General features: G+C 43.5%; 23 protein-coding genes and 1 tRNA gene. 7 read left to right on the forward strand and 17 right to left on the reverse strand.

Annotation, left to right across the window (positions count from 1 at the left end; genetic code table 11):
- Positions 1-249: 249 nt before the first annotated feature.
- Positions 250-2,217, forward strand: coding sequence for a S8 family peptidase (locus FRZ59_RS06210; protein ID WP_225975217.1), 1,968 nt, complete (start codon positions 250-252; stop codon positions 2,215-2,217).
- Here FRZ59_RS06210 and FRZ59_RS06215 read toward each other — a convergent pair.
- The 5 genes from FRZ59_RS06215 to FRZ59_RS06235 all read right to left on the reverse strand — a co-directional run bounded on the left by FRZ59_RS06215 (position 2,214) and on the right by FRZ59_RS06235 (position 5,943).
- On the reverse strand, positions 2,214-3,248 hold the full coding sequence (locus tag FRZ59_RS06215; RefSeq protein WP_132130656.1) for an AAA family ATPase: 1,035 nt from the start codon (positions 3,246-3,248) through the stop codon (positions 2,214-2,216). The two genes, FRZ59_RS06210 and FRZ59_RS06215, sit on opposite strands and share 4 nt — an antisense overlap.
- A 281-nt stretch (positions 3,249-3,529) precedes the next feature.
- Positions 3,530-4,123 carry a hypothetical protein gene (locus FRZ59_RS06220; RefSeq protein WP_132130657.1) on the reverse strand — a complete coding sequence of 198 codons (594 nt, stop codon included), beginning with the start codon at positions 4,121-4,123 and terminating at the stop codon, positions 3,530-3,532.
- Positions 4,120-5,079, reverse strand: a complete 960-nt coding sequence (locus FRZ59_RS06225) for a relaxase/mobilization nuclease domain-containing protein (RefSeq protein WP_132130658.1) — start codon at positions 5,077-5,079, stop codon at positions 4,120-4,122. Before FRZ59_RS06225 ends, FRZ59_RS06220 begins: the two co-directional genes overlap by 4 nt.
- Positions 5,054-5,446 (reverse strand): MobC family plasmid mobilization relaxosome protein, encoded by a 393-nt coding sequence (locus tag FRZ59_RS06230; RefSeq protein ID WP_132130659.1) that lies wholly within the window; start codon positions 5,444-5,446, stop codon positions 5,054-5,056. The genes FRZ59_RS06225 and FRZ59_RS06230 overlap by 26 nt, the downstream gene beginning before the upstream one ends.
- Before the next feature lie 194 nt (positions 5,447-5,640).
- Positions 5,641-5,943, reverse strand: coding sequence for a helix-turn-helix domain-containing protein (locus tag FRZ59_RS06235; RefSeq protein WP_132130660.1), 303 nt, complete (start codon positions 5,941-5,943; stop codon positions 5,641-5,643).
- A gap of 135 nt (positions 5,944-6,078) precedes the next feature.
- Between FRZ59_RS06235 and FRZ59_RS18905 the strand changes: the two genes are divergently transcribed.
- From FRZ59_RS18905 to FRZ59_RS06260, 6 genes are all read left to right on the forward strand, one after another.
- Positions 6,079-6,573 carry a TraM recognition domain-containing protein gene (locus tag FRZ59_RS18905; protein WP_207910363.1) on the forward strand — a complete coding sequence of 165 codons (495 nt, stop codon included), beginning with the start codon at positions 6,079-6,081 and terminating at the stop codon, positions 6,571-6,573.
- 96 nt (positions 6,574-6,669) lie between these two features.
- Positions 6,670-7,209 (forward strand): YegP family protein, encoded by a 540-nt coding sequence (locus tag FRZ59_RS19925; RefSeq protein ID WP_225975218.1) that lies wholly within the window; start codon positions 6,670-6,672, stop codon positions 7,207-7,209.
- Positions 7,199-7,312, forward strand: a complete 114-nt coding sequence (locus FRZ59_RS19930; protein WP_225975219.1) for a YegP family protein — start codon at positions 7,199-7,201, stop codon at positions 7,310-7,312. The genes FRZ59_RS19925 and FRZ59_RS19930 overlap by 11 nt, the downstream gene beginning before the upstream one ends.
- A 256-nt stretch (positions 7,313-7,568) precedes the next feature.
- Entirely contained in the window at positions 7,569-8,828 is a 1,260-nt protein-coding gene (locus FRZ59_RS06250; RefSeq protein ID WP_132130661.1) for a Shedu immune nuclease family protein, read from the forward strand.
- A 77-nt stretch (positions 8,829-8,905) separates the two neighbouring features.
- Positions 8,906-10,015, forward strand: coding sequence for a dsDNA nuclease domain-containing protein (locus tag FRZ59_RS06255; RefSeq protein ID WP_132130662.1), 1,110 nt, complete (start codon positions 8,906-8,908; stop codon positions 10,013-10,015).
- Positions 9,990-11,720 carry an ATP-binding protein gene (locus FRZ59_RS06260; RefSeq protein WP_132130663.1) on the forward strand — a complete coding sequence of 577 codons (1,731 nt, stop codon included), beginning with the start codon at positions 9,990-9,992 and terminating at the stop codon, positions 11,718-11,720. Before FRZ59_RS06255 ends, FRZ59_RS06260 begins: the two co-directional genes overlap by 26 nt.
- A gap of 161 nt (positions 11,721-11,881) precedes the next feature.
- Here FRZ59_RS06260 and FRZ59_RS06265 read toward each other — a convergent pair whose 3' ends face one another.
- The 12 genes from FRZ59_RS06265 to FRZ59_RS06315 all read right to left on the reverse strand — a co-directional run bounded on the left by FRZ59_RS06265 (position 11,882) and on the right by FRZ59_RS06315 (position 21,444).
- Entirely contained in the window at positions 11,882-12,478 is a 597-nt protein-coding gene (locus FRZ59_RS06265; RefSeq protein WP_132130664.1) for a Cap15 family cyclic dinucleotide receptor domain-containing protein, read from the reverse strand.
- Between the two features lie 2 nt (positions 12,479-12,480).
- Entirely contained in the window at positions 12,481-13,368 is an 888-nt protein-coding gene (locus FRZ59_RS06270) for a nucleotidyltransferase domain-containing protein (protein ID WP_132130665.1), read from the reverse strand.
- A gap of 4 nt (positions 13,369-13,372) precedes the next feature.
- Positions 13,373-14,131 carry a GGDEF domain-containing protein gene (locus tag FRZ59_RS06275; protein ID WP_132130666.1) on the reverse strand — a complete coding sequence of 253 codons (759 nt, stop codon included), beginning with the start codon at positions 14,129-14,131 and terminating at the stop codon, positions 13,373-13,375.
- Between the two features lie 268 nt (positions 14,132-14,399).
- A complete protein-coding gene (locus tag FRZ59_RS18920) occupies positions 14,400-14,483 on the reverse strand; it encodes a YegP family protein (protein ID WP_225975270.1) in 84 nt (27 codons plus the stop codon).
- A 392-nt stretch (positions 14,484-14,875) separates the two neighbouring features.
- Positions 14,876-15,067, reverse strand: coding sequence for a hypothetical protein (locus FRZ59_RS06285; RefSeq protein WP_132130667.1), 192 nt, complete (start codon positions 15,065-15,067; stop codon positions 14,876-14,878).
- Positions 15,064-16,074 carry a type IV toxin-antitoxin system AbiEi family antitoxin gene (locus FRZ59_RS06290; protein ID WP_132130668.1) on the reverse strand — a complete coding sequence of 337 codons (1,011 nt, stop codon included), beginning with the start codon at positions 16,072-16,074 and terminating at the stop codon, positions 15,064-15,066. The genes FRZ59_RS06285 and FRZ59_RS06290 overlap by 4 nt, the downstream gene beginning before the upstream one ends.
- An 86-nt stretch (positions 16,075-16,160) precedes the next feature.
- Entirely contained in the window at positions 16,161-16,802 is a 642-nt protein-coding gene (locus tag FRZ59_RS06295; RefSeq protein ID WP_132130669.1) for a DUF6088 family protein, read from the reverse strand.
- A 141-nt stretch (positions 16,803-16,943) separates the two neighbouring features.
- Positions 16,944-17,894, reverse strand: a complete 951-nt coding sequence (locus tag FRZ59_RS06300; RefSeq protein ID WP_132130670.1) for a hypothetical protein — start codon at positions 17,892-17,894, stop codon at positions 16,944-16,946.
- Positions 17,884-19,263, reverse strand: coding sequence for a site-specific integrase (locus FRZ59_RS06305; protein WP_132130671.1), 1,380 nt, complete (start codon positions 19,261-19,263; stop codon positions 17,884-17,886). The genes FRZ59_RS06300 and FRZ59_RS06305 overlap by 11 nt, the downstream gene beginning before the upstream one ends.
- A 172-nt stretch (positions 19,264-19,435) precedes the next feature.
- Entirely contained in the window at positions 19,436-20,716 is a 1,281-nt protein-coding gene (gene ltrA, locus FRZ59_RS06310) for a group II intron reverse transcriptase/maturase (protein ID WP_225975245.1), read from the reverse strand.
- 56 nt (positions 20,717-20,772) lie between these two features.
- Positions 20,773-21,102: a hypothetical protein gene (locus FRZ59_RS18490; protein WP_132130826.1), complete on the reverse strand. Its 330-nt coding sequence runs from the start codon at positions 21,100-21,102 to the stop codon at positions 20,773-20,775.
- A 268-nt stretch (positions 21,103-21,370) separates the two neighbouring features.
- Positions 21,371-21,444, reverse strand: a tRNA-Asp gene (locus FRZ59_RS06315).
- Positions 21,445-21,600: the final 156 nt, after the last annotated feature.

Genomic DNA, 21,600 nt, shown 5'->3' on the forward strand with positions numbered 1-21,600 from the left:
AGGGAGAAGGTTTTAGGCTATTCACGAAACCACCTGGTTCTAGATCTGGTTAATGTCCAGCAAAAGATATCAAGTGGTCTTGATCAGATAAAAGCACGTCTTTTTCCCTATCTCCAACGTCTAACGGAAGAGAGAAGAATCATAAGTTTCCAATCTGATGAAGATACGTGCATCGAAATTCATGGTATTGGCGATGAAGAATTATTTACAATAGCTGACAACTTTGATATCCTTTGTGCGGCACATAGCTTGCGTACACCCCGAATTAGACCTGATGCCTTTAACATTGAGAATCTCACTTGGGCAATCACTATCCATCGTAATCCCAGCGGCCACCTTATCGGAGTGTTAGATAACGGTGTCCGTCCCATTACTCCTCTAAGCGATATCGTTGCACCACATGGCATAGATATAATTACTGGGATACCTTCTAATGCCATGCAACCAAGCCATCCTCATGGTACAATTGTAGCATCCTTGGCTGCCATAGGACTTCAATTCTTTAAAACAGAACTGAACGAGTTTGTTGCTGATGCTAACATTTTGCCGATCAGGATTTTGGAAAGCTTTGATGGCATGTTTCAGGTGTTCGGTCTCATTAACGCTATTAAAACAGCAGTTCGAGAGCATGGCGTCAGAATATTCAACCTTTCTGTTTGCGCGCAATCTAAAATGTACAATGAACCTCCATCGGTATTAGCTTATCAGTTAGATCGTTTGGCCTATGACCTGGATATTCTTATTTTTATTGCCACGGGTAATCTGGACGAAGCCGATATACAGATTATGCATTCCCCAGAGTGGTCAAATAATGAATTTCATCGATATCCCTTCCATTTCTACGATCCGGAAGCAAGTACAGACTGTCATGTATGTGAAGCTACAAACATTTGTGTTCCTGCTGAAAGTCTAAACAATGTAACAGTTGGTGCTACAGCGGATAATTTAAGAGACAATACTACGGATCTTACCCTATCTAGAGAACTCCCAGCTTATTATACCCGTAAGAACCATTACGATTACAGTAGATCTGTGAATGGTACCTCTATCCGTCAAGGTCAGATTAACCGAAATATTTCGAAACCTGACATCGTGATGCCTGGAGGTGACCGTATGGCCCCTTCCGCAGGTATGCAGGTATTCGGATTTGGTGATCAAGGGAACGATTTTTACACATTTGATTCAGGTACAAGTTTAGCTACACCTTTAGCATCAAACCTTGCCGCTAAAATTTTGAACCGGTATCCAGACCTGAACATGCAAACTGTCAAAGCATTAATCATCAATTCGGCTGAAAGACAACTAGATGCTTCATTTTTAGACAAAGTAGAAAAGAAAATAAAGGACAAGGTTAGTCGAGCAAAATTTGGCGTCGATTTCAGCAGCTTATCTAAAGGGCAGAAAGCCCAAATTAGTAAAGGATTCAACAAGCAAAATTTATATCGTAATCTTGTAGGATATGGACAACCGGATGATGACAACGTCTTGTATTCAACTGATAAATCCGTCACGTTAGTATTAGAAGATTCGATAGCCAATCGCACTCACCGTGTTATCCCTATTACGATTCCTCCATATCTTTTAGAACGAGAACAGTCCAAACGGCTGTACATCAAAGCCACCCTTTGCTTCAAGACTTATCCCAACTGGGGTAATCATTTAGATTATAATTCATTGCACATCTCGTTCAATTTTGCAAGGCAAGTAGATGGTGCTTTAAATCACGCTGCTAATGTCATTGCTGATCGTACTGACAGCTTCTTTGACCAATTTTATCAAACAGAGGCGATACTTACAGAAACTGACCACGACAAAGTTCAAGCGCTGAAAGCTGCAGAGCGCAAAAAGGCAATGGGTATAAAAGGAGAACTTAAAGGTTGGTCAGAAGATTATTTTCCACTGGTAAACAAGCCATGCTCCAACACACAACAATTGGATATCCATATTCAAAAAGATGAGATAGCTAAGGTGTCTGGTCGGATTGTATTGGTGTTACGTTGCGCGCTAAAGGACAACCTTTCTCCAGCGCTGGACGCCTGGGCACAAGCTCAAGCAAGCCATCCCTTTTCCATTGTACTTTCGATAAATGACGAGACCAAATTGTTCGATGATTTTAGTTTATATGATGAGTTAGTGGCAATTAATAATCTTGCACCAATTGCTTATTTGGAAGGGGAGGCAGGGGCAGCCGAAGTCGAAGTAGAAACCCAAGTTTAAGCTAAAGTGGTTTGCAATGCCTCTTTTTCTTCTTGCACCAGTTGCCGCCAGATGGTGGTATTGATCTTGGGTTTAAGGTTGCGACTATTGCCCTCTTGGGTAAAAAGGCTACGCTTGATGGTGTTGAGCAAGGTTTTCTGGATGCTGTAGTAAGAGAGCCCCTCTGCCAGTTTGATGATACCGGATACAGCAGCTTTATTGTCAAAAGTAAAATCTCCATTCCGGAGGGTCAATGTAATCAATTCCTTAATTTTTTCCATGCTGGGGAGGGGGAAACCAATGCTCATATCAAAACGCCGCATTATCGCCTCATCCAGCATATCTTTTTGGTTTGTAGCGGCGATGGCAATGCTGCTTTGAGGGAGGTAGTCAAATAACTGTAGGATCGTGTTTACCACACGTTTCATTTCCCCATGATCTTGGTTATAGTCACGTACCTTGCCCAGTGAATCAAACTCATCAAGGAAGATGATACAATCTTCAGTAGCTGCCCGACGAAAGAGTTTAGCCAAGTTCTTGCTTGTCTCTCCCAGTTTAGCAGATACAATGGCTCCAAGGTTGACCACGATCATCATTTTTTTTAGCTCACCGGCTATGACATATGAAGCAAGTGTTTTCCCACAACCCGATGGGCCATGTAACAGCAGTTTATTGGATATAGGGAGTTGGTACCTATTCAATAATTCTATTGATTGGTGTTCCTGCAGGAAGTGTAGTAGCTTACCACGCACCATATCACTACATACAAGGTTTTCTAGACTATAGTCTGAAGTGAGTTTCTCCAGTATCAATTCATCCGTCTCTCTATCCTGCAATTGCTGATAGTGTGAGGGTGAGCCTACTTTGGTCATACCACTCACCTCTTGCCGACGCAACGATTCCTTGATAATAGATTGTAGTTGCAGAGCAAAATTTACCTTTTTGGTACTTTTGGAATGCTCAATCAACTCATTCAGACTATCTAATAACTTCTCCCGGTCGTTTTCTAGCCCGAAGCGTGCAATATCCTTAATATAGTCCGCCTGACTCATCGTTAGCAATTTCTGGCAAATATACCTTTTGAAATATTAGTTAGCATCAAAAATGTGGCCAATAGCAATTCTTTACTCCGCTTGTCTTTACACCCCTATTTATATCATACCTTGCTATGATGAAAAGTAAAAGAAAAAAAGAACAAAACAAAGGTTTAAATAGACTTTTTAATATAGCCCCCGCAACTCCTTTTGTCTTAGGTCAATACAGAAGATCGTGCCTTCGTACCGATTGATAAGCAGAAACTAGTATTAACAGGGATTTGAAGGACCGAGGCTAATTAATTGTCCTTTAAACTTTTTAGTTTCTCCCGAGCTTCCGTAGCCTCTTCCTTTTTCCGCCTCGCCTCCGCTTCCGCCTGCAAAATAGCCAGCTCCTCCTTTTCCAGCTCACGTGTCGCCCGCCGAGCAGCCTTCGGATCCTTCCGATAGATATCCTCCGCCCACTGGCTCGCCTTCGGATGTTCGAACCGGATCATCCGGTATTTCAGGTCGTTTTCTTTCAGGCTTCTGTTAGTCCACCACAAATGCGCTCCTAAGCCGATGGCCATCGCGCTACTCATAATCAGGATCAGCGCGGTGATCACGAACCCTCTGGAGCGGGTTTCAACATGGTGATGGTGCCGCATCGGGATTTCCCGGGGGATGGCGTCGATCTTCCGAATCAGGTTTTCGATCAATCGGCTCACGGTTTCCGCGGAATTGTGCCGCTCAAGGACTTTTAGCCGCTGGTGGATTTGCTGCAGGTAGGCGCTATAGTCCGGTACCTTGATCTCGGGGAATTTGATCGCCCGGCCGGCCAGTTCTTCGAATTTGCGGATCAGCAATTGCAGCGTTTCTTCGATGCTGTCGAGTTGTTCTTCGGTCTTGTTCATAAGTGTATTCCTCTATGTTGATTTTTACGTTTTTTCTTGCGTTTGCGTTCTATTTCGGCCGGGTCAGGCTCCGGGCCGGCCGGTTCGGGTTTTAACAGGATGCCTAGCAGGCTTTCAGTTCGCCGGCTGCCGGGAAGCGTGAAGGTTGGTTTAGCTGTTTTCTGTATTCGTTCCGGTTTAAGGGCGGAAGCCAGGTACGGGTGCTGCGACCGCTCTAATACTGCCCGCAGCAGGTTGCTTTTCAAGAGCTCGCCGAGCTTCCCGTAGCTGAATCCCCGGTCAACGGCGGAACCTTTGAACGTCATGCCGTCTTTACTGAAGGAGATCCCTTGAACCTCGCTGGTCCCGCTGCGATATTTATATTGGATGCCGACGCCTTCCTGCCGGAGGGTTTTCTCCAGTTCCTTCCAGTTGATGGCCGTCCCGACGGCCCGGCGGATCGCGTCATGAAGCTCATACCGGATCTTGTCCGCTCCTTTCAGCCGCCAGCGGTTCACGTGCTGCTTTCCTTCCGCCAGGTGATAGCCGTATTTTTGGGTCATCGCTCGGCATACCCGGACGTTTAGCTGCCGCTGAAAACGGTCGGACAGGGTTTTGCCTTCGTTGTTCACCCGGTTATAGAGTATATGGATATGCGGATGCTCCCGGTCGGTATGCTGCACAACGAGGTACTGCGTATTCCGGATGCGCATTTTCTCCAGGTATTCCCGGGCGCATTCGGTCATGATTGCCTGGCTCAGCTTGGGCCGGTCCTCCTTGCTCCAGCTCAATATCAGGTGCCCCGCAGCTTTGCCCAACCCCGGGTTCATTTTTCGCTGCAGGTTGAAATCGATGGTGGCGGCGCGGGCGCTGTCCATCCGAACCCCTTCCGCGTCGAGGACGGTGGCTTCCGGCCGGTTCATCAGGTACCGCATGCAGCCACCGAAACTTTTACCGGTGATCACTTTCCCGATCATCGTTCAGATTGGTTAATTGTTCATCGATCTTTCGCAGGATCTCCCGGCATCTTTTCTGGACGGTCAGCAGGCCGTCGGTATGCGTCAGGCGGACAAGCTGGTTAAGGTTATTTGCCAGTCCGGCCAGCATCCGCAGTTGCCGCTGATCTTCCGGGGAGATCCGGGCCATGACGCTGGCCCGCTTGGCCGCCCCGCGGAACCATTCACTGGGCCGCATACCGGCCCGGCGGGCTTTGTCCCCGATCAGAAAACGTTCGGTGTCGGTCAGCCGGACGGTCATTACGTATTGCCGCTTCACTTTCTTCGGCGGGCGGCCGCCCTTGCCACGTCTCGAACGCTGGTTTCTTTTATGATCGGTGTTCGTCATTGCTCGTTAAAACCTATCTGCCGTCAGGCAGCCCCTGATGCGACCACCGGGAGCATCAGGCAAGTTTGCTTCCGGCCCCGCCGGAAGAGTTTTTGTATGACAAAAACACAAACTTGCTCCTTCTAAAAATGAGTGGGTGGTCCCGGCGGCGAAGTCCCTGCTTTTATCCGGTTAAGTCGCTTCCCGGGCTGTGCTTACTTCAAGGCTAATGCCTGTTCCCCGGCCTTCTCCTTCGTTACTGCTTCGCGGACCGCCTCCATAGTATAAAGCACCCGTCGCCCGATCCGCTCCGGTTTGAGAATACCCGCCTTCTCCCAAAGGTGAAGCGTAGCCAGCGAGACGCCCAGCAACTCAGCTGTCTCTTTCCGCGTAAGAAAAGGCTTTTCAGGATGATTGGCAGGCTGCGTAACCATCAGCGGCTTCACCGCCGTCCGCACCTGTTCTGTAATGAGCTCCCGAAGCTCCCGCTCCGTGAGCGATGTAAAGATCTGTGTCATCGTTATTGTATTTGATGACACAAAACAAAGGTAGATTTAATGAGGGATCGCTCCCTTTTTTGATCCCTTTGGGTATGTTTAGTTGGAAGTGATGGCGTTTTCTTGAACTTGGGCTAAAGCTAAGGCAGCTGTCACTTGCTTGAAGGGCAGCTCGTGGCGGGCAAGATCGCGATGGCTCACCTGTCATCGCCTAATTTGTATTACGTGTTAAGCGGCTTGGATTTTACCTTGGATATCAATAATCCGGAAGCGCCGAAGATCTTTTGCATAGGGAATAATCCCATGAAATTGCAGACCTACGGTGAGGTGATTTCGCTGTATGTCAACCGCCTGCTGAAGGTCATCAACCAGAAAGAAAAGGAGCCTTGCGGAGTGATCTGTGACGAATTTCCCAGCTTGGTCGCAGACGTCATTCCTACAATCACTCAGGGCAGAAGCCAGAAAATTTTTGTGTGCCTGGGCATCCAGGATCTGAGTCAGTTGCCGAAAGAATACGGGCAAAGATGCGGCGGATGTGATCATCAATACGACCGGCAATATTATTTCCGGGCAGGTACTGGGCGATTCAGCAAAGTTGATGTCGGACCGGATCGGGCGCATTATGCAGGATCGTCAGAGCCTTTCGATTAACAGCACCGATACCTCCGTCAGTAAAAGCAAACAGCTGGAAGCGGCCCTGCCATCCGCCCGTATTGCGGATTGAGCAGCGGAGAATTCGTGGGATCGGTGGCCGATACACCCGATCAGCCTATCGAGCGAAAGGTGTTCCATTCCCGGTTTGAGCTGGATCAGGTCGCCTTGAATGCGGAGGAAGATAGCTATCAGCCCTTACCTGTTATCCGAAAGGTCGATCCGGCGATGGTGCAGCGGAATTATGAGGAGGTGAAAAAAGATGTTCAGAATATCGTCTACACCGAACTCCAGCGCATGATGAACGACCCGCAGCTGGAAGGCCTAGTAGTCAGGAAGGAAGGACAGTCTTTTTGTCGACCGTTAATTCCAATACGAACGATAGAAAACCGGTGTTTTAGATTGGAATTTCACCGGACTTTGTTATTTTTGATTATAGCTAATCACAAAATTATGGGAAAATTTACTACTAAAACCGCCCAAAATGGGCAATTTTACTTCAATCTTAAAGCTGGTAATGGAGAGATCATTCTCACCAGTGAAATGTATACTACTCGATCCGCTCGGGATAACGGCATTGAATCGTTAGAGAGAATGCACCGAAGGATGAACGCTATGAGAAAAAATGGCTTCTAGCGGCAAATACCACTTCGTCCTTAAAGCTGCTAATCACCAAGTGATCGGAAAAAGCGAAATGTATCAGAGCAGTTCCGGCCGCGACAACGGTATTGATCTGTGAAGAAAAATGCGCCGAAAGCGGAGGTTGTAGCGGGATAGTTTTACGCTCCCAGTATATTGGGGACCTAATCTTGCTCAAGTCATGAGGCACTTCCTAAAGATCATATCTTCTTCACCTGGCTTGGGGCAAATGTAGTGTCTTCAAATGTGATCCAAATCTGCTTGGGTGATCACGGGGATTAATAGTCTCCAAATTGGAGACTATATAATAGCATACGATTTTATCCATTGCATCCTTTCATTATAAAGTATAGATCATGCCCAACGTTAAGGAAGAACGAATGGTCAAAGAGACAACAACTTTGACACACTATGATTATATAGATTCTGAACTTGGAATAAAGCAGAGATCCAAGACTATCTATAAGAAGAAGGATTTAGTGATACATTATCCAAGAGGATTTGAAGGTGGACAGAAATACAAGACCATAAAGAAATTCTCGTTTTTGGGTTTCAAAAATAGGCTTCCCGTTGGGGTTAATAAATCAGTAAAAAATGGCTATGGGTTTACAAAACGGCTTAATCCATTCTCAAAATACCTTGATGCATCCTTCGATTTTAAAGAAGTATTCATTGAAAAGGATGGAGAAATCAAAATGGATATTTTAGCCAAGGTATTATACCTAAATCAAGAGAGCCTTAAAAAGTTAAATGATAGTTTGGATAGTGTTTTTAAGAAGAACAAGGATGAAGTTAATACCGTTTTGATAAATGTGTTATCTAGCTTGTTCCCATTGGATATAGAAAAGCCAGAGGCTAGTTATATTCCCAATACAATAGCGACATCACTTCTGAGCTGGGGGAAGTCTTTAGATGAGTTCTCAAGTAGAGACAAAGATGCCATAATTGAACTTTTTAAGACCTTATCTTTAAAAACGGATTTTCTGACAGTGGAGTCCCTAGCAAAAACAAAGGAACTAGTCGACAATAAATATATCCAAGGAACTTTAAAAGAATATAAAGAGCTAATGAAGCTTTCTACTGATGGAAGTTCATTAGAAAAAAAGTGGCAAAATTTTCTCAAACTACATAATTGGATATTTTCATCAATTTTCGCACAGCCAGTAATTTTATATAGAGATGAAGCATATGTCGGGGGCAAAACTTTAGACAATAAGAATGGAAAACATAATGACTTCTTAATTAAAAATAGTTTAAGTGATAACGTGTCTTTTTTGGAGATTAAGACCCATAGAACCAAACTCCTTGAAAAATCCGCCTACCGTGGGGACGATGTTTTTAGTGCGACAAAGGATGTAACAGGCAGCATAAATCAGGTCTTAAACCAGCGAGATAGTTTTCAGAAGGAGTTTTATTCGATCAAAGTCAAAACGAAACAGGAATTTGAAACTTTCAATTCTAAGTGTGTTGTCCTTATTGGTTGTATACAAGAACTGTCAGAAAAACAACGGTATTCGTTTGAGTTATATAGAAGCAATAGCCGTGATGTGGAGATAATTACTTTCGACGAATTGCAGACGAAAATCGAAAGTTTACAGGCTTTGATGAAAAAGTAAAATGGAGCATTGCGTGATTATAAGTATGCCCGCTTCAAATAAAATAGTCTAACTTATCAAGTGGAATACATTAAATAATGAATAGCAGCAATCAAGAAGTAAATGCAGGGGTTCATGCCAACATAGGGATGGACTTTCAGAAAAACTGCGCTATTTATTTGTTTCTGGAGAGTTACAACGATTTAAAAGACCAACGCTATTTTATTATTATAGAACATTTAGAGGATATCATATTCGGATTTTTGAATAACGAAGCCGAACTATCCAGAATCCAAACCTACCAAGCTAAGAAGTCCTCGTCAAAATGGGCAACAAACGCCCTTCTTAAGATTATTCATAAAATCACGGAAACTGGTCAATCTATATTAGACGATCCTCATCCTAAAGCAGGTGATTTTTTTCAGGATAATCATTTTGCGACCAACAATTCAATCGAGTTTAAATGCAGGGTTAACAGCCAAAGTTTTACTTGTACGGTTAATGAATCTTCGGTAACACAAAGATATGTTGATCTTGATCAAAACATTAAGGACAAGCTATTAAGAGGCAACAGAGAGGTAACCTTTACCCAACAAAGTATAGCTAATTTAGACACTATAGTCTTTAAGTTTATTGATTTAGGGAGAACGCCGAAGGCGCAGAGGGAGCAATTAGAAGGAATGTTTCGTACGGTGTTTGGTAATCGTATTGAAGATCACAAAGCTGCATATGAGACACTATATTATGCCCTTGCAGAAATTGAACGAAAATTCAACCAAGGAGGTGTAGCGAAGCTAGCTGATAACAGAAAAAGAATAGAATCAACTACAATCGAGCCCATAATCGGTATTCTTACAAAGAAAAAGCTTGCATTTAATTTTTGGAGGGAAAAAGGACAGGGAATACGTGAAGAATTAAATGTCAGTCTATATGATAGTCCAGCATTTGATCTTCATTATCAAAATAGCTTTGACAAATTTAAAGATATTAACGAGAGTGAGCATAAAAAAATCTTTGCCTTTGTTGCGGAAAATAAGGACCTTCTAAGAGAACACACTACTGATAGGGCTTGTATAATAGGTTTTCTGCGAAAATTTAATGATGAGAAATCATCTACCCTTTCTGACTTACAATTAAAGGCAGCGATCGCAGCAGCTTTCGTAGAAGTTAAAAATACAGAATATGAAGACGACACTTTATATCAATAGCGTATTAGTATATAGCGAACGAAACAACAAATTCTTTTATACAAAATTTAAAGACAGGCTAAATGTGATTTATGGCAAAAACACGTCAGGAAAGAGTACTTTAATTCAGCTATTGCTTTTTGCGTTTGGTATTAATGATAATAAAATAAAGCTGGCAGAGATTCTCTCTGAAGAGATCTTTGTAAGATTAGATTGTACCGTCACCAGAGAACGAGGTTGTGAACCCTATGTGTTTCTTAGGCAAGATGAAACTTTATTTATCAGGGAAAAGGGCAGAAAAGTTTTAAGATTTAATGGGATTAGCGGCGACAGCTCAGCAGAGCATATAAAGTTAAAGAAGTATTTCAGTAAACTTTTCAACTTCGGCCTGCAACTAGAATCAAATAGTGGAGTGTCTGAAGCACCCATAGAAACTATATTTCTACCATATTATATCTCCCAGGAAGTTGGGTGGGTTTATCTTAGGAAGTCATTTACTAATCTCAATTTTTACAAAAATTTCAAAGAAGATTTCCTTGACTACTATTTGGGAATTGAAAGCGCATTGGATAGAGAAGAAAAAAGGAAGATTGAAAGAAATATTAGTAGGTTAAACAGCCAGATAAAATTCTTTACTGAAGTAGAAAGAGATAGCCCCGATTTTAAACTAGCGAATGCTGTTACCAAAGCGCTCAATGGCAAGGCAAACCAACTACTTGTAGAAATAACAGGAAATAAAGAAAAATTAATGGATCTGGAAAATGATTACGTAGACAATTCAAATAAGCTTACTTTCTACAGTAAAAGGCTCGCTGTGGTTTCTAAGGTTAAAAGAAACCATCAAAACCAAGAACCTGGAAAAGATAATTGCCCCACTTGTAATCAGATTTTGCCTTCAGGTATTGAGAATGCCTATGCCTTTTTTCAAGAGGGAAACGATACTATTGCGTTAAAGAAAGATTTAAAAGAAAAGATCAAGCAAACGCAATCGACGCTTAACGCGCTTTCAAAAAAGATTGAAATCAAGCGAAGTGATATGAGTGCTTCTTTTAAAATTTTTAATAGATATTCCGAGGAAGACGTAACGCTGGAAAAGTATATTGATCACCGAGTAAATATACAGCTTCTTGAAAATCTAAATAAGCAGATAGGACAGCTGACACTGGAATTGGAAACTGAAAGGGAACGACTAAAGGACTACAAAACTGAAGATGAAATTTTGTTCGAGAGAGAGAAGAAAAACAAGGTTTTTAAAGACATATATTCTAGGTACATTAGTGATTTAGGTTTGCCTAACGTCTCGGAAGATAGATTTAGCAAACTTTATGATATTTCGTCCTTTCCATTTCAGGGGGTACACCTACACCTCGCCGTTATGAGTTATCATTTTGCTTTTAATTATCTAATAACTGATACAGTCACTATTCATAGGTTACCCTTTATTCTCGATAGCATATTTAAAGAGGATGTCGAGGGCGGCAATAGAATTAAAATCCTGAATTTCATAAATGCAAATTTTCCCCGAGATACCCAAACTATATTATCTATAGCCGATGATAGTAATATAGATTCTCGTATTGGCCAGTATAAAGCGGATATATTTAAAGATAACGCGCATATGATATGTATTGGAAATGGAACAGAGGAACGTGCGTTGTTAAAAAGCAACGACGATTCTCAAAAAGCACTGATAGAAGATAGTTTTGAAATACTTGAAGCTATTTGAAGCAGATGTGAAGGGATTAGCTAAAGATTTTATTTAATAATAGTCCTGATTTATGTTTTTAGTCTTGATTGATACTTCGGCTCTTCTATATCTTCCGTTTTAAAGTTAAAGAGTGGTAATCTTATTCTCATATCGTCATTATTGATCCATAAGGCACTTTCTTAGGTGTTGTTAAGCAATTTTTTTTTCAATTTAATTTCTCCTGTTGTTTCCCGGTCTGTCCAATACTGCCCTTCCATTTCATTGACTTTAAATCCTTCAAATGTCAATAAGGTTGAACCATAATGAATTTCGCTTCTTTCTCTAACACTTGGCTTTGGTGTGTTTATGTAAGAGTATATCAATTGTTCTAATCCCCGTTCCTTATCAATGTCGAAGGACGCTCCGATACTGTGACTTCTACTTTCTTTGGTTTTTATTTTCACTTGAACATTGAAAAAAGTCTGTGATATTTTTATTTCAGTTGGGATTGGGTCCAGCGATTTTTCCTTCCAATTAGATTTTAGTTCCCCTTCCCATTCGCCTGATAGATTTGGGAAAGGTACGAGCCAAGGATAAAATAGCTTCCATTTCCAACCCCACCTTATAAATAAAGTCCAAAGAACCACATTAATTGAAATTGTCGTAGAAATATGGGTCAAAGCCTTATTAAAATCAATGCTCACCAAGTTTTGGGTTGAAAGAAAAATTATTATGTAGGTCAAAAATGCCAACCCTAAAATAGTAAACCCAAAAACTCTAATATTGTATGTTACCATATCTAAAATTCTAAATGATTCCAAAGAAGCAACATGTAGGAATTCACATCTTGATATGTCCACTTGCGACTGCTATGAAACAAGTAAAATAATTCTGAAACTTCACCCCACTCTTTACAGTTCTCGTGTTCCTTAGTTTCATTGTATATAAAGATGATCGATTGTTTTAACCTTTCAGTCCAACTGTAGTAATTATTTATTTTGTCATTTGGGACATTCCAAACAAGGCATTCAAGAAGGAATGAGGTAATATTATCACTGACATTCTCACCATCGTCAATCATTTTGTACCTTAATTTTCTGTGAAGTCGAGTTAGTCTTTTAAATCTCCTAGCGGTGTTATTGTTTTTCCTGATACCATTATCAATGTGTTGTTTCGGGAAGTTCTCTATCCAAATTCCTTTATCAGCCATAAATTTTGCGCCAAGTACGAAATTGCCATCCGCTGAATACCTTCGATAATTCCAAGTTGGAACCACATCAGTTTCAATTCTATAACTATTCTCTTTGATTGTTATGCACTTATCATTTCTTATTACATCAGTTCTACCGAATTTATTTACAAGAGCATTTTCCACATCATCTTTAAATTCTGCGAAAGTATATGAGGTTGGCGTAATGCCGAAATCTTCTTTCGTCTTTTCTTTTGGAAGGTCATAGTAAAATCCACCTGTATATCTAACATTGATGTCAATATCACTATTAAGTCTTACATTTGTATTATTCGCATATGAGCCTTGTCCGAACGTTTCAGTTGATTTCTTTTTTAGCTTTTCGTCAGAATTTATAGCGTCTCGCACCATGCGCTCAGAGTTTTCAAGTTTTGTCTGCTCAGAATCACTTGGTGGTTTTGTCCAATTGGTCAATTGGTCTTCAGTATATTTTGCCATATTATCAAACTATTATTTCAGTGCAATTTTTGTTTGGTTTCTTTTTTGCGTTTTGCAATGCTTGATTAACTCTTTCTAATACGTCGGTTTTTAATTCACCTTTATTAAATTCAGTTACTCCGCAGCAAACTGTTAGTTTGAAGCTTTCTCCGTCAATATTAAATGCAGTGTCTGCAATCAATTTTCGTTTTCTTTCTGCAGCAATTTGAGCATTGGATATTGAGGTCTGTCTGGCTATGATTAGAAATTCATCACCACGCATAAAGTATCTATACGTTTCGTCAGTTATTCTACTGTCTTTAAATAACATCTTGCCCAATTTTGTAAGAAGTCTGTCAGCTACTTCATAGTTGTGGTCTTCATTGAATTTTTTAAAATTATCTATATCAAATAAAATTATAGAAATTGGTTCATCTCTTGAAACCCAACTATTATTCAAGTCATCCAAATCTAATTCTAGTGCTTTGTAATTTTTTAATCCCGTTAATTCATCAATCCTATTTTGAGATTGTAGTTTCTGAAACCTACTGTTAAATAGAAAGAAAGAGATTGAGAAGCTAATTCCAATTAAAAACAGAGAACAAAGCATTGTTACCCAAATAGAAATTGAAAAATCTAACTCAAGCTTTTCCTTAGCAATTGGGATGAATTTTAAGATAAGTACCAAAATGAATGAAATAAATAAATATTTCATTAAGTCATAAAAGACGTTCGAAAGGACATCTTTTTTAAATTTTGAAAACGAATCTTTTATATATTTCATTGACTCTTTAAATGTTGCCTATTTGCGTATCATAGCTAATATGCTTATTTATCCTTTTCAATTCCGGGATAATAACACTCTTTGTCCCCTTTAAACAGTCTCTATTGCATTTATTGCTCTTCATGAAAATTATTGGGAATATAATATATGGGAACAGGTATAAATCCGTGAGCAAATAGCGATTGCATTTGGCAATGCCAGAAAAGGCATAGCATTGACTCTTACTTTGTAAAGGGGTCTTGATCTCCGAAATACTGGTAAAGTAATACTATTCCTCTACTACCTCCGCATTTGGGGCATTCTCTCTTAGGGATTCAATACCATTATCCCGGGCAGACCGGGTGGTATACATTTCGCTGGATAGGATGATCTCCCCATTTCCTGCTTTGAGGTTGAAATAAAAAATGCCCGTTTTGAGCCGTTTTCGTAACGAATTTTCCCATGGTTTTTATGGTTAGTTCCCTCAAAAATAACAAAAGCCATTAAAAACTCCTATATTTCGTAAGAGATTGTTTTACAGGCAGCTCCGGGGCAATTATGGGGTAATGAAGAAAAAAGGAGTCGATAGATAGCGCGCTAGTAAGACGCGCTAATTTTTCCAACCCTTCTAGAAATCGCTTCGATTTGTACCATGGGGGATCGAGGTAATCAAAAAAATCCTTTAGCCTTTAAAGAAATAGACATCTACTTTAACGCCTGAACAAAATCAATTGTGATCATCCCTCGTTTTTTTAAGGTAGTTTTTTATTTGTAATATTCTTCATGGCTGCCTACCAGGATGGTGTAATCGACATCGGCCGTTGCCCTAATCGAAATTCCGGCTTTTCCATACCAAATCTGCCTTGCCATGACGCCAATGAGGTAATAATCGATACTCAGGGTGGCAAATGTGTTCTCGATTGTGTCGAGTACGGGTTTTAGGTCTGTTGGTTTCATTGATGTGTTAAATACTGTAAATGCTCATTTTTTATGGTAGCGGCAACCTCGATACACCTTGAGTCACCTGTTATCAGCAGATCCGCGTATGTGAGCAAGGGAGGGGTCATTTGAACTTCAGGCTCCGTATCTGCCCAGAATCTCTGGTATATCTTTATATTGCCACCAGCATCCGGCATCAGTCTCAGGGTTTTCATTAACTCATTTTTTGGCAGCTGTGTATAAACCGTAAGTATTTCGGGGTTCAAATTTCTGGTTAAAAGGTTTGCTGCTGGCTCACCGCCCCAAATAACCCCATCGGGTAATCGAAGCTCCTTCCAGTCGGCGATGTTATTTATCATGCGGAAATTCCCCAAATGCAGGGCTGGTTTCAGCGTTTCCCGGTATCCGGCTATCCATCTTTCAAGCAATTCTTCTTCGTTTTGCAATGCAACGTTTTTTTTATCCAATTGAAGGAGGAATCCACCGTCTCTTAAACCTGCAAATACCAAATTTATATTCCCCAAAGCAACGCCGGCACCATCCGCAATATCTCGATAGGTCATGTTAAGCCGTTCAGGATCATTGAGGAAAAAAAACAAGACTTTGAGGCCCGCCTTGGTAAAAGCCCTGTTTGGCGGTTTCTTCTGCCCGGCAGGCGGCTTATTGCCTTCAATCCATGCCAGTTGTCCCTTATGGTTCACGTATAAGTTGCCGGCTCCATCAAGGTAGGCTATGCCATGTTCACGTAGCTGTCTTTTGATATCCGGGAAAATCCGGTTCGCTATAAGCATGAACGGCTCATTTTTACCCGCGAGGGCAATTAGCTTTTCTAGCTGGTAATGACGCACCTCGTGTTTGATTTCAGCGTTAAAATGTATCTTTACGTTTTGGAAATCAAGCAAAAGCCTTCCATCTATCTCCGCATCCTTTTGTCGGATCGCGGGTTCCCAGTTGGCGTTGACACCGTTTATGAGCTGTAATTTATCCAAAGCCTGCCTGAGAACATCTTCTTCTTTTGCATCCATTGTTCACTTTTTTAATATGTTCACGTAACGTGAACACTCAAAAATAATGAACATATTTGATATGATCAAACATGTTTGTTCACTTTTCACAACGAATTGATCTTCGAAAGGAATTCGTTTTTTCGGTTCGGTTTAAAATAGATATTAATAAGGAAATCATTCACCTTTGCCGGGGCAAGTTTAATGTCCTCCAGAAGATTTTCAGGTGTTTCTTTTTCAAGTAACTGCTTGATTCGGGTTTTCATTTCCGAGGAAATTTTTTCGAGATCCATTTCCTCCAGCGCCTGGATCAACAAACTGCTGATTTGCCCTGTCATCGCAAATTTTTTTGGTGTTGTGGGCTTGAACCTAATGCTGCCTTTTCCGATTTTAATTTGCCGGGGTTGTCCATCGGTAATGTAAACCAATTGTGTAGGAACCTGTGTAGACAGGCCTAACTTATTGGCCGCATATGCGCCGGCTGGACGTATGCGTACCCGTTCACGTTCAGCAATTGCATAGGCGACCTCTTCAAGCGAGGGCAATAATTTGCCTACTACCGGATGGCTTTTAGGTAAATAGTAAATACCATGGGCTAATCGTTCTAACTGACCTTCTTTCGCCATTCGATACAGAGCCGTCTTAATAGCATCTTCAGTACCGATACCCCTGAAATCCGTAGGGAATACGATAGCGCCTGCTTTAAGCGTGCCTACCCGGTCAAAAATCTCTTTGTGCACCGATTTCATGTTACAAGTATGCATAAAAGGGTAACATAATTATTTTGCTTACCTAGAAATCAACGTTTGGCAAATCGGCTTAACTTTTGCCAAAAGTTGAAAAGTATTTTAACGTTAAAGGTACTGATACAAAGAAGGATAAATGCTTTATCACTTTCTTCGATAACACTCCTTCAAAAACTCCTCCACTCGAGGACCGTATTTTTCTTCGATCTTCTGTCCGTCATAGTCCTGGTTCACCAGTCCTTTGAGATACCGCTTTATGGTTGACATTTTTGCCGGTGCCTGGGGGCTGCCGAGTATTGCAGCTAATACATTGCTGATCTGTTCCTGGGTAGCGTTTTCGGGCCACCGGTTTTTGTCGAGGAAGCCTAAACGGTGCAGCAGGACCATTCGATAGACCAGGTTGTGGCCGGAGCCGTCTTCGCTCGCCTGATCTTCTTGCGCTGACTCGTCGTTAGGTGAGCCAGGCTGTTGCTTCTTTAGCGCCTCAATCTCGTTTTTCAGCCGTTCGACTTCCTTTTCCAGGTGCTCAGGCTTATGTTTCAATTCGGGATCAGGCCGTGGTGGCGCCAATGCGTTTAGCGTTTCCAACAGGTCTGTATAAACAGCCAGCAAATGATCCTTATAAAATCGATTATCAGCCGAAATGATCACAAGCGAATTGTCCGAGTTCCGCTCATTCCAGGGCGCATTATAGATAATATCCTTATCAAATAGCGTATCAAGTTTGTCCTGATACTGCTTCACGAAAGCCGGAGTAACGGGCAATCGTTCCCACTTCATTTTTTGCTGTGGGGTATCACTCGGCGGAGGTGGAATATCAAAAGCAGTAACCGCTTCAATCAGGCCGGAAACCTCCTTCAAAAGCATCGTTTTATCGTACGCTTCGAGGCGGAAGTCGCCTAAATGCTTGCAACACTCTTCGAACCGACCATGGATCAGTCCCCAATAATAATCGAACCAGGGTGCGATACGAAGCCCGGAGAGCCCTTTTGCCCCGTCCCAGGCGGTACCTCCCTTCGACGCAAGAAAAGCTTTGCCGAACCAAAGCGCCTCCTTCCTGACTGATTCAAATGCTTTTCGTTCTTTAAGATCCATGTATGGTACTCCTTTCTGCTTTGGCCGCTTCTTTCTTCATCACGGCCTCTAGGATCATCCGGGCGTTTTCTTCCGGGGTGATGCGGATGTATTTGAAGAAGACGGCTTCGCTTTTATGGCCGGTTACTTTCATAATGGTGGAAGGGCGCAGCCCATAAGTCCGGTACATATTGGTGGCGAAAGACCGGCGGGCGGTGTGCGTGGTGATGAGCTGGTAAAAGGGAACGGTAACCGTTTTCCGCTCCCCGGCTACAGGTTTGGTGATCTCGACGGGCTGGTCGAAGCCGGCCATTTTCCCGGCTTCCTTAATATAAGCGTTCAGCTTCTGGTTCGAAATGGGATGGGGCAGGGAGCTTTCGGTCTGGCCCTGGTACCGGCTGATGATCTCCTTCAGCGCAGGCAATACAGGAATAGCCACCGTCGCGCCGGTTTTCTGAGTTTTGATATGAATGAAGTCGCTGCCGACTACGTCCTGCTTGCTGAGCTGGGACAGGTCGGAGAATCGCAGGCCGGTCCAGCAACCGATCAGGAACAGGTCGCGGGCGTTCTCAAGCGCTGCGGATCGGGAGAGGTCCAGTCGGAGCAAGGCATCGAGCTGGTCCGTATTCAGGTATATGGCGTCGGTTTCCTCCTGGGGCTTTACGAATCGGCTGGATTTATAAGCTTCGTTTTTGTGATAACCGAGCTCCTGCGCTTCTCGCATAAACGCCTTAATGCTTTTGACGATTTTGCCGAAATAGTTCAGGGAATATCCCATATCGCCGTACATGTATTCCTGCAGCTTGCGGTAGAAATTCAGGGTGATGTCGTCAAAGGTGAGGTCGGTCTTTTTCTCCGCGGCACAGAATCGCTGCAGCAGGTTCAGTACGACGGTATAATCCCGGATGGTATCGGGAGCGAACCGGGTGCCCCTGCGCGATCCGGATATTTTGATGCGGGTTCCGGATTTAGCGGCCAGGATTTGTCCGGAAATAAAATTAAGCAGGGAAGGGTCATTGGTCTTTTCGGCCTCTCCGGGCCTTGGTTCGCCGCGCAGCTCCCGCATGACAGTTTCCTTAAATACAGGTTTGGCAGGATAGATATGATGCTTTAATACGTATTCCCGGAAACGTGTTTGAATAGTAAGCTTAATGCGCGAAAGAGTAGTGTTGATTGCATAGGCGTCCCCGGCTTGCAAATTGCGCAACCCGGATTTTGCTTCCTGCTTCCGGTCGGACCAGTCGGCAGGTTTAACTTTTACGCCGGTAGGTATCTTAACGACTGGCTTAGCGTCGTATTCGACGATGCAAATAATTGGAGTGGATTTGGCGGCGTTAGGTTCCCGCAGACGAAAGCGAATGCCGCAATCGAGTTTGATTGCTCTTTTCATGATCGGTTCAGTTGATTGGTTGGTTTCCCTAAGGTAGAGAAAAAGCACCCCCGATCCAAATTTTTAGGGGTTCTTTTTTGCAAATCTCCTTAAATCGCCCCAAACCCCTCTAAACCAAAAATCGCCCTCAGGAATTGAGTAGGAGGCGAAATTGTTAGATTTCGCCGTCCTCTCACACCACCGGACGTACGGTTCCGTATCCGGCGGTTCCAGTGCCTACTGTTTTCTTGTAAATCAAATATCTGTCCAGCAGGCTTTCTAAGCCAAGGTGTCGGAAATACTTCTTAGGAAAGGCTTGATTCATGTGGCTGGCCCCGGAATTCCACCATGGGCCGCGGTCGTTGAACGAAGACTGAACAGCTCGCTCCTCCGACAGCCCTGCGGCCATCAGACGCAGGCGTCTTGTCCACCTTCGTTTCCATTGCCGCCACTTGATCAGTCGTAACCGCCTGCGGATCCATTCATCCAGCTCCTCCGCAATCCCTTTCATGTCCGCTATACGGTAATAATTCAGCCAGCCCCTGAGATGAGGGTTGAGCTGTTCAGTGATAAACCTTCCTATGTTTCTCCCTCTACCTTGCCTGAATAGCCTCTTGAGTTCCTGCCGGAGACGTCTCAGGCTCTCGGGGGATACCCGGATCCCCACCCCGCCTTTCTTCCAGTAGAAGCTGAAGCCCAGGAATTTTCGTTTTCCCAGACGATCTGCCTTGCTCTTTTCCTTGTTCACTTTCAGCCGCATCTTCCCTTCCAAAAAGCGTGTTAATGAGGCATATACCCGTTCCCCGGATTGCCTGGTTTTCACGTACACGTTGCAGTCATCAGCATATCGGACAAACTTATGGCCCCGCTTCTCCAACTCTTTGTCCAGTTCGTCTAATACGATATTGGACAACAGCGGCGATAGCGGTGACCCTTGAGGAGTGCCTTTACTGCGTGGTTCCAGCACCCCGCCCTCCATTATACCTGCTTTCAGGCAACGGTCTATCAGGCGGTGCAGCTGCCATTCTCCCCGGGTCTTTTCCATAATCCGGCTCATCAGTCTTCGGTGGTTGACCTCGTCAAAAAAGTTTGACAAGTCCATATCCACTACGTATTTGTAGCCCTGCTCCTGATAAGTCTTTGCTTGTTCAACTGCGGATGATGCCCTGCGCCCTGCACGGAAACCGTAGCTCTGATCTGAGAACGTGGGTTCCCAGATCGGACTCAATACTTGCTGGATAGCTTGTTGGATCAGCCGGTCGGTGACCGTGGGGATACCCAGCATTCGCTGGCCTCCTCCCGGCTTCGGTATGGTTACCTTCTTTACCGGCTGGGGGCAGTAGATGCCCCCTTCCAACTCTTCTTTGATTCGTTGCCAGTGTGTTTGGAGATACGGCCGCAGCTGGCTGACTTCCATCCCGTCTATCCCCGCCGAGCCTTTGTTGCCCACTACCTTTCGGTAGGCAAGCTCCATGTTCTCCTTACTAACAATTTCCTCTATCAGATACTTCTTTACTGGGGTCGGATTTTCTACCGCGGGTATAGAAGTATCCGCACCAGGTGCTTTCCCGACCACTTCCGGTAGTCGTCCTTCACCCCTGGCCAAATGGCTTCCACCATTCGCTTCTGCTTCTTGCTTCTGTAACATGATAGCTCCTTCCCGTAATCATTGGTTCGGCCCTTCGTTCCGGATAGTAGAACTACTATGGCCTCTGCTGACTCCTGATCGCTCAGCCGGATGTCTTCATCCGGGTTGTTCCTTACAGGGATACCGCACGTCCCCTCCGCTAACTTTCCGATCAGGTCTCCCCGGGTAATGCACAGCTCCTTCACGCTTATACCTGCCGCATCTACATCCATGCCTTCCGGATAAGTACAGGACTTTAGAGATGATGGCCTCCTTGTCCGGCATGTATGCCTTATATGCGATTCCTGTTCGTCAGGCCAACGCTTTGCCTTCGGCTTCCTTCAGATTCCACCTCGCGATGGACACCCTTGCCGCTCGGCTAACAGTTCCCCTTACCGGGCCTGTAGAGGACTTTCACCTCCGAGAGGCTGTGCCCTGCCGGGCACACCACAAAAAAAGCAGGTTTTTCAACCTGCTTCAATCAATCTAATCTCTGAAAAGCGGTCCGGACGGGACTCGAACCCGCGACCCCATGCGTGACAGGCATGTATTCTAACCAGCTGAACTACCGAACCGTTTTGCCTTTTCGGGGGGACGATGTGGGCGCTTGCGGGATTTGTTCCGCTGCTTCCCGGCAACCCCCTGCCGAATTGGGATTGCAAATATACACTTCGGATTTGAATTGTCAATGAAGAAATTGTTTTTGCATGGATATTTTTAATCTTTTTCTA

Source organism: Anseongella ginsenosidimutans (assembly GCF_008033235.1).
GTDB classification, from domain to species: Bacteria; Bacteroidota; Bacteroidia; order Sphingobacteriales; family Sphingobacteriaceae; genus Anseongella; species Anseongella ginsenosidimutans.

Excerpts from the sequence above, each read along its gene's own strand:
- FRZ59_RS06215 (WP_132130656.1), bottom strand. The coding sequence starts at position 3,248 with ATGAGTCAGGCGGACTATATTAAGGATATTGCACGCTTCGGGCTAGAA.
- FRZ59_RS06220 (WP_132130657.1), bottom strand. The coding sequence starts at position 4,123 with ATGAACAAGACCGAAGAACAACTCGACAGCATCGAAGAAACGCTGCAA.
- FRZ59_RS06225 (WP_132130658.1), bottom strand. The coding sequence starts at position 5,079 with ATGATCGGGAAAGTGATCACCGGTAAAAGTTTCGGTGGCTGCATGCGG.
- FRZ59_RS06230 (WP_132130659.1), bottom strand. The coding sequence starts at position 5,446 with ATGACGAACACCGATCATAAAAGAAACCAGCGTTCGAGACGTGGCAAG.
- FRZ59_RS06235 (WP_132130660.1), bottom strand. The coding sequence starts at position 5,943 with ATGACACAGATCTTTACATCGCTCACGGAGCGGGAGCTTCGGGAGCTC.
- FRZ59_RS19930 (WP_225975219.1), top strand. The coding sequence starts at position 7,199 with ATGGCTTCTAGCGGCAAATACCACTTCGTCCTTAAAGCTGCTAATCAC.
- FRZ59_RS06250 (WP_132130661.1), top strand. The coding sequence starts at position 7,569 with ATGCCCAACGTTAAGGAAGAACGAATGGTCAAAGAGACAACAACTTTG.
- FRZ59_RS06255 (WP_132130662.1), top strand. The coding sequence starts at position 8,906 with ATGAATAGCAGCAATCAAGAAGTAAATGCAGGGGTTCATGCCAACATA.
- FRZ59_RS06260 (WP_132130663.1), top strand. The coding sequence starts at position 9,990 with ATGAAGACGACACTTTATATCAATAGCGTATTAGTATATAGCGAACGA.
- FRZ59_RS06265 (WP_132130664.1), bottom strand. The coding sequence starts at position 12,478 with ATGGTAACATACAATATTAGAGTTTTTGGGTTTACTATTTTAGGGTTG.
- FRZ59_RS06270 (WP_132130665.1), bottom strand. The coding sequence starts at position 13,368 with ATGGCAAAATATACTGAAGACCAATTGACCAATTGGACAAAACCACCA.
- FRZ59_RS06275 (WP_132130666.1), bottom strand. The coding sequence starts at position 14,131 with ATGAAATATATAAAAGATTCGTTTTCAAAATTTAAAAAAGATGTCCTT.
- FRZ59_RS18920 (WP_225975270.1), bottom strand. The coding sequence starts at position 14,483 with ATGTATACCACCCGGTCTGCCCGGGATAATGGTATTGAATCCCTAAGA.
- FRZ59_RS06285 (WP_132130667.1), bottom strand. The coding sequence starts at position 15,067 with ATGAAACCAACAGACCTAAAACCCGTACTCGACACAATCGAGAACACA.
- FRZ59_RS06290 (WP_132130668.1), bottom strand. The coding sequence starts at position 16,074 with ATGGATGCAAAAGAAGAAGATGTTCTCAGGCAGGCTTTGGATAAATTA.
- FRZ59_RS06295 (WP_132130669.1), bottom strand. The coding sequence starts at position 16,802 with ATGAAATCGGTGCACAAAGAGATTTTTGACCGGGTAGGCACGCTTAAA.
- FRZ59_RS06300 (WP_132130670.1), bottom strand. The coding sequence starts at position 17,894 with ATGGATCTTAAAGAACGAAAAGCATTTGAATCAGTCAGGAAGGAGGCG.
- FRZ59_RS06305 (WP_132130671.1), bottom strand. The coding sequence starts at position 19,263 with ATGAAAAGAGCAATCAAACTCGATTGCGGCATTCGCTTTCGTCTGCGG.
- ltrA (WP_225975245.1), bottom strand. The coding sequence starts at position 20,716 with ATGGAGCTTGCCTACCGAAAGGTAGTGGGCAACAAAGGCTCGGCGGGG.
- FRZ59_RS18490 (WP_132130826.1), bottom strand. The coding sequence starts at position 21,102 with ATGGATGTAGATGCGGCAGGTATAAGCGTGAAGGAGCTGTGCATTACC.